This window comes from Rickettsia endosymbiont of Oedothorax gibbosus (assembly GCF_936269705.1).
Lineage (GTDB): Bacteria > Pseudomonadota > Alphaproteobacteria > Rickettsiales > Rickettsiaceae > Tisiphia.
In genome coordinates, this window is the sequence record NZ_OW370493.1 from 1,095,941 (window position 1) to 1,109,245 (window position 13,305).

The window sequence follows — 13,305 nt, forward strand, 5'->3', positions numbered from 1 at the left end:
ATGATAGTTGATAAAAAGGATGCTGTGAATAATAGAAAGTTAACTGGTGGTAAAAAAATACGGGCAGCGAGAAAGAATATAGAGCTGGCTAGCAACCGTACTTTAGCAGAAGGAATAGAAGCTTTGCAGTCGGCATCCTATACTAAATTTGACTCTACTTTGGAAGTGGTAATGAAACTAGGGGTAGATCCTAAACATTCGGATCAAATGGTGCGTGGTGTTGTGGCATTGCCAGCTGGTAGCGGTAAAGTTAGTAGAGTTGCAGTGATTTGTAAGGACGAACAGATAGAAGAAGCTAAAGCAGCTGGAGCAGATATGGCTGGTTCTACAGAGATTATCGATGATATTAAGACTGGGAAAATTAATTTTGACGTTTGTATTGCAACACCAAATATGATGTCAGCAATAGGTTCAGTGGCAAGAATTCTTGGTCCAAAGGGCTTAATGCCCAATCCAAAACTTGGCACGGTAACTACAGATATCGTAACGGCAATTAAAAATGCCAAAAGTGGTCAAGTAGAGTATAGGGTTGAAAAGGCTGGTATTATTCATGCTGGAGTTGGTAAATTATCATTTACTAAACAAGATTTAGTAAATAATGCATCAACCTTGATATCTGCTGTAGTTAAAGCAAAGCCTTCTGGTGCTAAAGGAAATTATTTAAAAGCAATATATCTATCTTCTACTATGGGTCCATCAGTAAAAATAGATTTAGCAACTATATCGTAACGACAAGGAGAGTTAAGGTGTTAAGATCAGAGAAACATGAGTTTGTCGAAGAACTTGAAGGAGTGTATCAGCGGTCAAATTCTGTGATAATTACTCATTATCATGGGCTTACTGTTAGTCAAGTGACTCTACTGCGTAGGGCTCTTAAAGCAAAAAATGTGGGGTTTAAGGTAGTTAAAAATACTTTATCAAAAATAGCAGCCAATAAGGCTGGTATTGATAATATTACACATTTGTTTGCTGGTCCTACAGCGTTAGCATATTCTGAAGACCTTGTTGAAGCTGCAAAAGTTATCGTAGAATTTGCAAAAACTAATGAATGTTTGAAAATAGTTGGTGGTTTAGTAAATAACCAAGTATTAGATGCAAGCTCTGTACGACAATTGGCAAAATTGCCTTCATTAGACGCACTCAGAGGCAAAATTATTGGGGTTATACAAGCTCCTGCAACTAAAATTGCTGGCGTTATACAAGCTCCTGCATCTGGACTTGCTAGAGTTTTGCAAGCTTATGCAAATAAAAGTTAATTTAATAAAAAAGTTTTAAAAGGAAGAAAATTATGACAGACCTAGTAAAAATCGTAGATCAATTATCAACTCTTACAGTAATTCAAGCAGCAGAGCTTTCAAAAATGCTAGAAGAAAAATGGGGTGTAACAGCCGCAGCTCCTGTAGCAGTAGCTGCAGCTCCTGCCGCATCAGAAGCAGTAGCTGAAAAGACAGCCTTTGAAGTTGTTTTGGTTAGTAGTGGTGATAAAAAAATAGAAGTAATTAAGGTCACTAGAGAGCTTACTGGTCTTGGCTTGAAAGAAGCTAAAGAATTAGTTGATGCTGCTCCAAAAACGATTAAATCTGGTGTAAATAAAGAAGAAGCTGAAAGCTTTAAAGAAAAATTAGAAGCAGCTGGAGCAAAAGTTGAATTAAAATAATTTTCATAATATCAGTTATTTTATGAGAATTGTAGGTTAATTCAATTGGATTAGGTTATACTCTTTTGATTTAAACAATTATTTCAGCAAGTTATTGGTGGGTAGTTTTTTAAACATAAGGGTATACGAACCACAGATTTTAGATATGTATACTCTAATTCTTTAAATCATTGGAGTATACATTGATAATTTAGCGTTTTTAGTACTGAATCTAGGTTTGTATTGTTGATAATGGGAATAAACTTGTTGTGTGATATTCTATTTTGCTTAAGAGTTGTGGTGCTAAATATACTTTCGTGCCTGCAAAAACTATTGCATTTTATACAAAAATATAAACAAAAAGCTATTAAACTCCCAAGGCGGATATTTTTTGCCATGGGAGAATTTGGCATTTGTTTATCCAAAATTCTAAATCAGGTGAAGATTTGCAACAGATTTATGCATTTTAGCTTCACAGAGCCTATTAATTTAAAAAATTTATTCATACTATTTAGCAAAAGTAAAAATAATTTGAGATTATGCTTGAATAATTTAAAGCTTGAATAATTAGAGAATCGGTTTCGTAAAACTATAAACTATGCATGGGCTTTTGTTCTGAATATGCATATGTCAGATTTCCTTTTTGTTTTATATGCCAATTCTCCAAATAATTCGAATGTACATTACTTCTAAATTGAGTTCTTTAAGTGGCTTTTTGTTTGGTTTCAAAACAAAAATTATTGAAAGTTACAATTTTTATCAAAAATATGACAAAAAGTTATGACAGAAACTTTGTTCACAGCAACAAGTCTATTTTTTTCAAGATTACAGCCGAGTTACCAATTACATATATTGGCAACTCGCGTTAAGATATAGAAATTAATCGGGAGATTATATGACAACGCCGTCCTTATCAATTGGTAAACGCATAAGAAAGAACTTTGGTCACATAAATTTGGTAGCATCTATACCAAATTTGATTGAGGTTCAGAAAAATTCTTATGAAAAAGGTTTTTTACAATTTGGAGTTAAAGACTTTGAGCGAGAAAACAAAGGATTACAATCAGTATTAAGTTCAATTTTCCCGATTCATGATCCCTCTAATATTGCCTATTTAGAATTTGCTAAATATGAATTTGATAACCCTAAATATGATGTTGAGGAGTGTACACAAAGAGGTCTTAGTTATGCTGCTCCCCTTAAAGTCACATTGAGATTAAGTATTTGGGATATTGACGAAGATACTGGAGCAAGAGAAATCAAAGGCATTAAAGAACAAGAAGTTTATATGGGGGATATTCCCCTGATGACCAAAAATGGTACCTTTATTATTAATGGTACAGAAAGGGTAGTAGTATCACAGATGCATAGGTCACCTGGTGTGTTCTTCTACCATGATGAGGGTAAAGTTCACTCTTCAGGCAAGTTTTTGTATTCTGCTAGGGTTATACCATATAGAGGATCATGGTTAGATTTTGAATTTGATGCTAAAGATGTTATGTACTTTAGAATAGATAGGAAAAGAAAGCTTTATGTTACTACTCTGCTTAGAGCTATTGGAATGTCTACTAATGAAATTATAAAATTCTACTATGATACGGTAACCTGTTTTACCAAGGATGGATACTGGGCAACCAAGTTTATACCAGAATCTGTAAATGCTCATAGGCTAGTTACTGATTTAGTAGATGCAGATATTGGTAATATCATACTGGCATCTGGGCAAAAGATTACTCCTCGTTTGGCTAAGAAGTTTGCTCAAGATGGAGTGAAAAATATTTTGGTAGAAGGGGAGTATTTGGTAGGTAAATATTTAGCACATGATCTTGTTAATCCAGATAATGGTGAGGTACTAGCTACCATTGGTGAAATGATCACAATAGATATGTTAAATTCTATTATGGCTCTTGGAATTTCATCTGTCGACGTACTTGCTATCAATACCCAATCAGGTCCTTACATAAGAAATACCTTATTTGCTGATAAAAACCAAAATTATGAATCAGCATTGATCGACATATTCAGGGTATTAAGACCAGGAGAACCGGCTAATATTGAAGCGGCTAAGATATTATTTAATAATTTATTTTTTGAGCCTGAAAGATATGATCTCTCGGAAGTTGGTCGTATTAAAATGAATTCAAGATTGGAACTTAACATACCAGAATCTACAGCTATTTTAACTATTGAAGATATTAAACATATTCTTAAAGTTTTAGTAGATCTAAAAGATGGCAAAGGTTCGATAGATGATATTGATCATCTTGGTAATAGAAGAGTTAGGTCAGTTGGTGAATTAATTGAGAATCAATTTCGGATTGGTCTGGTTCGTATGGAAAAATCAGTACTTGAAAGAATGTCTGTGGTTGATCTTGATGCGGTTATGCCTCATGATTTAGTAAATTCAAAAGTTTTAGTTTCTGTAGTAAAAGAATTTTTTAGTACATCACAACTTTCTCAGTTTATGGATCAAACTAATCCATTATCAGAAATAACTCATAAGAGAAGATTATCAGCTTTAGGACCTGGTGGAATTAGTAGGGAGAGAGCTGGATTTGAAGTAAGGGACGTTCACCCTACCCATTATGGACGTATTTGCCCAATAGAAACACCAGAAGGACAGAATATCGGTTTGATTAATTCCATGGCTACTTATGCTAGGGTTAATAAACATGGTTTCATTGAAACTCCTTATCGAAAAGTCGTAGATGGTTGTGTAACAGATGAAGTTGTTTACTTGTCGGCAATTGAAGAAGGAAAATATAAAATTGCTCAAGCTAATGCAGTTATCGATAAAAAAGGTTTATTACAGGAAGAGTTAATTAACTGTCGGATTGATGGTGGTAATTTTGTTATGGTTACCCCGGCAGAAATAGATTATATTGACGTTACTCCGATGCAGGTTGTTTCTGTTGCTGCATCACTTATTCCATTTTTGGAAAATGATGATGCTAATAGAGCCTTGATGGGATCAAACATGCAACGTCAGGCTGTACCACTTATTAGAAGTGATGCTCCTTTAGTTGGTACTGGTATTGAAGGAATTGTTGCCCAAGATTCTGGAGTTTCAGTTGTCGCCTTACATGATGGAATAGTAGAGCAAGTTGAATCGACTAGAATAGTAGTAAGGACTAAGGAGCAGAAAACAGATGGCTCACCTGGTGTAGACATTTATAATTTATTGAAATTTCAAAGATCTAACCATAATACTTGTATTAATCAGAAACCATTAATTAATGTTGGTGATTATGTAGCAAAAGGTGAAGTAATTGCTGATGGACCAAGCACCGATAATGGGGAGATAGCTCTTGGTAGAAATGTTCTGGTGGCTTTCTTACCGTGGAGTGGTTATAATTTTGAAGATTCAATTTTAATATCAGAACGTATTGTAAAAGATGATGTTTACACTTCAATTCATATTGAGGAATTTGAAATAATTGCTAGAGATACTAGACTTGGGCCTGAGGAAATCACTCGTGATATTCCAAATGTTAGTGATGAAAGTTTACGTCATCTTGACGAAGTAGGTATAGTATATGTTGGGGCAGAAGTAAAACCAGGCGATATTTTGGTGGGTAAGGTTACTCCTAAAAGTGAGTCACCTATGACTCCAGAAGAAAAATTACTTCGAGCTATTTTTGGAGAAAAGGCTTCGGATGTTCGGGACTCTTCTTTACGCGTTCCTTCTGGAATCACTGGGACAGTGGTAGAGGTACGAGTATTTTCTCGTAGAGGAGTAGAAAAAGATGAGCGTGCTATAGCTATTGAAAAACAACAAATTGAAAAATTATCAAAAGACAGAGATGATGAACTTCGAGTCATAGAGCATTTTGTTTTTATGCGTTTAGAGAAGATTCTAACAGGACAAATAGTTGTTAGTGGTCCTAAATCGGTAAAACCTGGTCAATTAATTAGCGAGCAAACCCTTGGATCATTATCAAAGGGACAATTTTGGCAGCTGATTGTTGAAGATGCTGATGTAATGAATGAAATTGAGCAAATTAAACGTCATTATGATGAAAAGAAAGACAGACTCAATAAGTGTTTTAGTAGCAAAGTAGAAAAACTACAAAGTGGCGATGATTTACCACAAGGGGCTCTTAAAGTTGTAAAAGTATTTATTGCGACTAAACATAAGCTGCAACCTGGAGATAAAATGGCGGGAAGACACGGAAATAAAGGTGTTATCTCTCGTATTATGCCAGAAGAAGATATGCCATTTTTAGAAGATGGCACAGTAGTTGATATAGTTCTTAACCCACTTGGTTTACCTTCACGGATGAATATAGGACAGATTTTAGAGACTCATATTGGTTGGGCGGCAGTAAATCTTGGTAAAAAAATATCTTCTATGTTGAAGCAAGTTCATAACAATAATCTTGATATAGAAGAGTTTAAATCTTTTGTATCGAAGGTATATGGCGAGAATTCAACGTCAAAAGATATAAAGAAAATGTCTAATGAAGAAATTATGGCATTTTGTCATAATATCGATAAGGGAGTATATTTTGCAACTCCAGTTTTTGATGGGGCAAAGGTTGAGAACGTAAAAGAAATGCTAGCTATGGCAGATCAAGATCCATCTGGTCAAATTAAGTTAATTGATGGTAGAACAGGAGAGTATTTTGATCGGGCAGTTACAGTTGGCTATAAATATTTCCTAAAACTGCACCATTTAGCTGATGATAAAATTCATGCTCGTTCTATAGGTCCTTATAGTTTGGTAACTCAACAACCATTAGGTGGTAAATCGCATTTTGGTGGTCAGAGATTTGGGGAGATGGAATGTTGGGGCTTGCAAGCTTATGGTGCTGCTTATACGTTACAAGAAATGTTAACTGTAAAATCGGACGATGTGGTTGGTAGAATTAAAATTTATGAATCGATTGTTCAAGGTGATAATAATTTTGAATCTGGTATCCCCGAGTCATTTAACGTAATGATCAAAGAGTTTAGATCCTTATGTTTGAATGTCAAGCTTGAAGATACTACAACAGATTAATAATATAGTGAATTAACTTGAATTTGCAACGTTATAAATCCGATGTATTTAGCTTTAGCGTCATTGCGAGGAGCCACTTTAGTGGCGACGAAGCAATCCAAAAAACGATTAAATGGATTGCTTCGGAGGCTTACGCCTCCTCGCAATGACGTTTGGCGAGCAGATTTTTTATTTATTATAAGAAAATAGCAAAAAAACCGTGAATGCTTACAAAAAATAAGCAATTCTGCAAAAATAATGAGAATGGCTATTAGTGTAGCATAAAAATCTGCTATATTTATAGATATAACCGAATTTGCAATAACTTGTTATATTGAATTAACTTGAATTGGTAACGTTATAAACCAGATTAGTATTTAGCCTTAGCGTCATTGCGAGGAACCACTTTAGTGGTGACGAAGCAATCCAAAAAAACGATTAAAATGGATTGCTTCATCGACCTAAGGTCTCCTCGCAATGACAGTGTGATGGGTGCTTATTCAGCACTGATTCAGGTTAATTGACTATATATCGAATTCAGGCTAAACTAGAGCTGATAAAATTTTTTAAGGAAAAATCTTTATGACAACAGGAATGACAAATTTTTATGGGCAATTAAGCAGTACTCAGCAATTTGATCAAATAAGAATCAATATTGCTAGTCCTGACCAAGTGCGTTCATGGTCTTTTGGTGAAGTGATGAAACCTGAGACGATAAATTATCGTACGTTCAAGCCAGAAAAAGAGGGATTATTCTGTGCTAGGATTTTTGGACCAGTAAAAGACTATGAATGTCTTTGTGGTAAATATAAGCGTATGAAATATCGTGGCATTACTTGTGAGAAATGCGGTGTTGAAGTTACTACATCTAGAGTTCGTCGAGAAAGAATGGGGCATATTGAACTAGCAGCACCAGTTGCTCATATATGGTTCTTGAAATCTTTACCATCAAGGATTAGTACCTTGCTAGATATGACAATGAAGGATTTGGAAAAAGTTCTGTATTTTGAAAGTTATGTAGTTGTTGATCCTGGGTTATCTGATCTACAGAAAGGAGAACTTTTATCAGAAGATAGTCTGCAAAAGGCACAAGATGAGTATGGAGGAGATAATTTTACGGCTTCTATTGGGGCGGAAGTAGTTCACCAAATGCTTTCAGAGCTTGATTTACCTGAATTAAAGAAGAAATTACAGGAGGATTTATCAAGTACCTCTTCAGAAATTAAAAAGAAGAAGATTGTCAAAAGACTTAAGTTAGTGGAAGATTTTTTGGAATCCGAAAATAAGCCAGAATGGATGATTATGACCGTTCTGCCAATTATTCCACCTGAGATTAGACCATTAGTTATGCTTGATGGAGGCAGATTTGCCACTTCTGATCTTAACGAACTTTATAGAAGAGTTATTAATAGAAATAATAGATTAAAAAGACTACTAGAACTAAAGGCACCGGATATTATCATTCGAAATGAAAAAAGGATGTTACAAGAATCAGTCGATGCATTATTCGATAATGGTCGTCGTGGTAAGGTAGTGAAGAATACTAATAAGCGTCCATTTAAGTCGCTTAGTGACATGTTAAAAGGTAAACAAGGTCGGCTTCGTCAGAATTTGCTGGGTAAAAGGGTGGATTATTCTGGTCGTTCCGTTATCGTTGTTGGACCAGAGCTTAAGCTGCATCAATGTGGTTTGCCAAAGACCATGGCGTTGGAATTATTCAAACCATTTATTTATTCAAAGCTTGAATTACATGGAATTGCTACCACTATAAAAGCTGCTAAAAAAATGGTTGAAGCTGAAAAACCAGAAGTATGGGATATTTTAGAAGAAGTTATACGGGAACACCCGGTATTGCTTAATAGAGCACCAACTTTGCATCGTTTAGGTATCCAGGCTTTTGAACCTTTACTGATAGAAGGGAAAGCTATTCAGCTACATCCTTTAGTTTGTGCTGCGTTCAATGCTGACTTTGATGGTGACCAGATGGCAGTGCATATCCCTCTTTCAATCGAGGCACAGCTTGAAGCCAGGGTGCTTATGATGTCAACAAACAACATATTGAGTCCGGCAAATGGTCGTCCGATTATCGTACCTGATAAGGATATAGTACTGGGTCTTTATTATTTAACTATGGCTTTTGACAATGAGCCTGGTGAAGGAATGGTATTTGCCCAAATGTCAGAGGTTGAGCATGCTTTGTATAATAAGGTAATAACTATTCACTCGAAGATAAAATTTCGTCGCGATATGCTTAATGCTGCAGGGGAAGTTGTAGCAACTATGGTCGATACTACCCTTGGTAGATTAATTATTGGAGATTTATTACCCCGTAATTATAATGTTGGGTTTAAGTTTGTCAATAAAGCCATGACTAAAAAGGATATATCGGGGGTAATTGATTTGGTGTATCGCCATTGTGGTCAAAAGTCTACGGTGATTTTTGCTGATCAGCTAATGAAACTTGGATTTAAATATGCTTGTTCCTCGGGTATTTCTTTTGGTATGGACGATATGGTTGTACCAAAATCAAAAGATACTCATATTAATGCAACATTGACTGAGGTCAAAGAGTTTGAACAACAATATTCTGATGGTCTGATTACCTATGGTGAGAAATACAATAAAGTAATTGATTCTTGGTCGAGATGTACTGATAAAGTAGCAAATGACATGATGAAAGAAATTGCTACGATGCCGGTTAATGATAAACCTAATCATCAAAAAGTAAATGCTATATATATGATGGCTACTTCAGGAGCAAGAGGATCAGCAGCACAGATTAAGCAGTTAGCCGGTATGCGTGGTTTGATGGCTAAACCATCAGGCGAGATTATTGAAACTCCTATTATTTCTAATTTCCGTGAAGGTCTTACGGTTCTTGAGTATTTTAATTCTACACATGGGGCACGTAAAGGTCTGGCGGATACAGCATTGAAAACAGCTAACTCTGGGTATTTAACTCGTAGATTAGTTGATGTTGCTCAAGATTGTATAATTACCGATGAAGATTGTCACACTACAAAAGGTATAGAAGTTAGAAGTATTATTGATGGTGGTGAAGTTATTGTATCACTGGCAGAGCAGATTTTAGGTAGAACAGTGGCAATTAACGTCTATCACCCAGTAACTAATATGCTATTACTATCAGCTGGGGAATTAATTAACGAAGCAAAATTAGAAGAAATCGAATCTTCTGGTCTAGATTCAGTGCTAGTACGATCTGTTTTAACATGTGAGATTCCTGACGGAATATGTGTAAAATGCTATGGTAGAGATCTAGCTACTGGTTCATTAGTTTCAGTAGGAGAAGCAATCGGAGTGATTGCAGCCCAGTCAATTGGTGAGCCAGGTACTCAGCTAACCATGAGAACTTTCCATATTGGAGGAGCTGCGACAAAAGGTGCTGAAGTATCATCAATAGAAGCTTCTCATGATGCAAAAGTGAAGATTCTAGGGCGTAATGTGGTTATTGATTCTGAAGGTCGTAAGATTGTAATGGGGCGTTCATGTGAGTTATTATTATTAGATAGTAACAATAATGAAAAAGCAAGGCATAAAGTACCGTATGGGGCAAGATTGATAGCTGATGATTCAGATAATGTAAAAAAGGCACAAAAATTAGTAGAGTGGGATCCATATACTATTCCGATTATTACCGAGAAATCTGGTAAAGTTGTATTCAAAGATATGGTAGAAGGGGTATCAATTCGTGATATTACTGATGAAGCAACTGGTATTTCTAGCAAAGTTATAGTTGAATCAAAACAATATTTACGTGGGGCAGAGTTACGTCCTCGTATCCAATTAGTTGATGATAATGGAGAAACCATTATGTTATCCAATGGTTTAGAGGCTAGATACTATATACCAGTAAATGCTATTTTAAGTGTTGAAGATGGGGCTAAAGTATCAGTAGGAGATATCTTATCACGTATTCCAAGGGAATCAACTAAAACCAAAGATATTACTGGTGGTCTTCCAAGGGTGGGTGAACTTGTTGAAGCTAGACGTCCAAAAGATCATGCCGTTATTGCAGAAATAGATGGTAGAGTTAAATTTGGTAAAGACTATAAGTCAAAAAGACGTATTATTATTCAGCCAAGTGAAGGTGGTATGCCAATTGAGTATATGGTACCAAAAGGCAAGCATGTTGTGGTTAATGAGGGTGATTTTGTTAAAAAAGGCGATATGTTAATTGATGGTAATCCAGTACTACAAGATATTTTAAAAGTAATGGGAGTGGAAGCTCTTACAAGTTACATGGTTGGAGAAATTCAAGCAGTATATCGTTTACAGGGTGTAAAAATTGACGATAAACATATCGAGGTAATAATCCGTCAGATGCTACAAAAAGTAGAGATAACCCATTCTGGCGATACGACATTGATGGTTGATGAGAAGATAGATCATCGCGAATTTGCTGAAATTAATGAAAAAGCTATCAAGAATGGTTTAAGACCGGCGGAAGCTCAGGTAATCCTGCAAGGTATTACTAAGGCATCGCTGCAAACTAGATCGTTTATTTCAGCGGCTTCTTTCCAAGAAACAACGAGAGTTTTAACGGAATCGGCTATAGCTGGAAGAGTTGATAAGTTACGTGGACTGAAAGAAAATGTTATAGTTGGTAGATTAGTGCCGGCAGGAACAGGTTTTTACATGAATAGGATGCGTAAACTTGCCGCTAGGTTAGATCAAGAAGAGATTAATTATCAAAAAACTTTAGAGAATTAATCTATCTTTGCTCCGTTTATAGTCAATTTGTCATATATGGACGAGTGAATTTGTCAACAAAGAAAATAAAAAAATAGAGCCACAAAGGAAGCGGTCATATATTCGGCGAGTCTGTCCTATAGTTTGTGTAAGTTGCAAAGAAAGCAGTAAGAGATTACTGTAAAAAAAGTAACTTAAGCAAGCAAGGAGGAATTATGGCTAAAAAATTAGATACAGATAAAGATACATTAAACATCAGTAATCAGCTAGTAGAAGAATTATTATCAAAAGCAGATCCATCGGAGTTATTTGGTCGAGATGGTTTATTTCAACAGCTAAAGAAGCAAATAGTTGAGAAAATATTAGCAAGTGAGTTGGATCATGAATTAGGATATTCAAAACATAGCAAGATGCCAAAAGTAGATAATAATAGTCGTAATGGTAGCTATGAGAAGACAGTAATTGATGGGGATGGTCGTAAGCTGACAGTAGAAGTACCAAGAGATCGGGAAGGAGAGTATAATCCTCAATTAATACCAAAAGGGCTGAGGAGATTTAATGGATTTGATGAGAAAGTGATAGGAAGTGTAATATAGTGAATTATTAAGCAGCATTTAGTACCGCAGTTTTCCATTTGCTAGACCAATCATTACTATGGATTATAGATCTTAATTGCAAAATAGGATTTAACCCCTCTCTAGACCATCTCATGTGTTGCTGCCCTTTACATCTTTGATTGATTAAACTCTCAACAGTTGATTCAGCAAGATTACTAGTAAAGATCAGCCCTTGATCCTTCCTTGTTGAGTAATCCACAATTTTATCTTTATTATTATCAACATATTGGGATAATTTTTTAATCCTATCATGATGCTGTTCTTCTTTTGTCAGTGCTAATATTTCTTTAAATCTTATCATCGCCTTCTCCACATCTCCTCTCCATAAATGCCACTTGATATGCATCAGATCTTCTTTTAGCCTTTTTGGTAACGATATATTCTCAAATTTCATACCCAAATGAAACCAATCTAAAATATAAGTTATTTTAGCACACAAAGGCTCTAGTGCCTTTGCTATATTCCAGCAATTTGCCGCCCCATCACATAGTGCGGTAATATGTGTTTTTGGGCTTAAGCCTTGTTTCAATGCTGCAATAATAGTAGAACTTATAATTTGTTTTTGACGATCATCCTTAATTGACGCTGCACAATTCTTACTTATAATATAATTCCTGGTATCTTGACTATTTGATTTTATAGATTCTGGTTTGTAAACTACAGCCACCATAGCCTCCATACTACGTTGATCCTCTGTTGTCTTTATATGTCCTCCATCTACATTTAATATTAGTTCAACAGCATCTTCAGTAATGAGCATTTCCTTCTCATCAGCATTGATATCTTCAATAGCATTGCCAACTGATTCTGTAACTTGTTTAATACGATTATGATTATTAATTTGCCGATCTTTACCAGAAAATAATTCAAATAATTTCTCTCCTTCTCTAAAACTATGTGTAGCACCTAGTGTAGCTTGTATTTTTTTTAAATCACCAGAAATTACTCCCTGCAATAACGTGCGGACGGTAGAGTGCGTTTCATATCCGCAATTATGGCATTTAAATCTCTGTATTACAATGTTATGATCAGTGAAAACATCGTGAAAAGTAGATTTATTTACACCAGTCTTATGCATTTTAATTTTACACTTAGGGCAAGTAACTTTTGTTAGTTTATGGATTAATTGAATCTTTTCCTGCAAAACTATATCCTGTACTCCTTGAATTAAAGCAATTTGATTATCCAAACCTATGGAAAAATCTAGACAATTACTTGGTTCGTTAAGCTCGCCATTAAGTACTTCTACTCTTGAAATTGTTGTAGTGGGTTGCTTATGATCATACGATTCATATATTATTCTATATCTTCTTGTTGTCATCCTATTACTCATAGTTGCTAATAATGACATTATTGTATCG

7 protein-coding genes are annotated in these 13,305 nt (G+C 35.3%); 6 read left to right on the forward strand and 1 reads right to left on the reverse strand.

Features of this window, described 5'->3' with window-relative positions; genetic code table 11:
• The 6 genes from rplA to NBW66_RS06070 all read left to right on the forward strand — a co-directional run bounded on the left by rplA (position 1) and on the right by NBW66_RS06070 (position 11,923).
• Positions 1-729 (forward strand): 50S ribosomal protein L1, encoded by a 729-nt coding sequence (gene rplA, locus NBW66_RS06045; RefSeq protein ID WP_250312030.1) that lies wholly within the window; start codon positions 1-3, stop codon positions 727-729.
• A 17-nt stretch (positions 730-746) separates the two neighbouring features.
• Positions 747-1,256 (forward strand): 50S ribosomal protein L10, encoded by a 510-nt coding sequence (gene rplJ / locus NBW66_RS06050; protein WP_250312031.1) that lies wholly within the window; start codon positions 747-749, stop codon positions 1,254-1,256.
• 32 nt (positions 1,257-1,288) lie between these two features.
• Positions 1,289-1,657: a 50S ribosomal protein L7/L12 gene (rplL, locus tag NBW66_RS06055; RefSeq protein WP_250312032.1), complete on the forward strand. Its 369-nt coding sequence runs from the start codon at positions 1,289-1,291 to the stop codon at positions 1,655-1,657.
• A gap of 874 nt (positions 1,658-2,531) precedes the next feature.
• Positions 2,532-6,638: a DNA-directed RNA polymerase subunit beta gene (gene rpoB / locus NBW66_RS06060; RefSeq protein ID WP_250312033.1), complete on the forward strand. Its 4,107-nt coding sequence runs from the start codon at positions 2,532-2,534 to the stop codon at positions 6,636-6,638.
• Between the two features lie 561 nt (positions 6,639-7,199).
• Positions 7,200-11,348 carry a DNA-directed RNA polymerase subunit beta' gene (gene rpoC / locus NBW66_RS06065; protein ID WP_410525822.1) on the forward strand — a complete coding sequence of 1,383 codons (4,149 nt, stop codon included), beginning with the start codon at positions 7,200-7,202 and terminating at the stop codon, positions 11,346-11,348.
• A gap of 194 nt (positions 11,349-11,542) precedes the next feature.
• A complete protein-coding gene (locus tag NBW66_RS06070; RefSeq protein ID WP_250312034.1) occupies positions 11,543-11,923 on the forward strand; it encodes a transposase in 381 nt (126 codons plus the stop codon).
• A gap of 7 nt (positions 11,924-11,930) precedes the next feature.
• Here the strand turns inward: NBW66_RS06070 and NBW66_RS06075 are convergent, their stop codons facing one another.
• On the reverse strand, positions 11,931-13,295 hold the full coding sequence (locus NBW66_RS06075) for a UPF0236 family transposase-like protein (protein ID WP_250311117.1): 1,365 nt from the start codon (positions 13,293-13,295) through the stop codon (positions 11,931-11,933).
• Between the last annotated feature and the right edge of the window lie 10 nt (positions 13,296-13,305).

What these genes read in the sequence shown, in the direction of transcription:
- rplA (WP_250312030.1), top strand. Translation starts at nt 1, where the DNA reads ATGATAGTTGATAAAAAGGATGCTGTGAATAATAGAAAGTTAACTGGT.
- rplL (WP_250312032.1), top strand. Translation starts at nt 1,289, where the DNA reads ATGACAGACCTAGTAAAAATCGTAGATCAATTATCAACTCTTACAGTA.
- rpoB (WP_250312033.1), top strand. Translation starts at nt 2,532, where the DNA reads ATGACAACGCCGTCCTTATCAATTGGTAAACGCATAAGAAAGAACTTT.
- rpoC (WP_410525822.1), top strand. Translation starts at nt 7,200, where the DNA reads ATGACAACAGGAATGACAAATTTTTATGGGCAATTAAGCAGTACTCAG.
- NBW66_RS06070 (WP_250312034.1), top strand. Translation starts at nt 11,543, where the DNA reads ATGGCTAAAAAATTAGATACAGATAAAGATACATTAAACATCAGTAAT.
- NBW66_RS06075 (WP_250311117.1), bottom strand. Translation starts at nt 13,295, where the DNA reads ATGTCATTATTAGCAACTATGAGTAATAGGATGACAACAAGAAGATAT.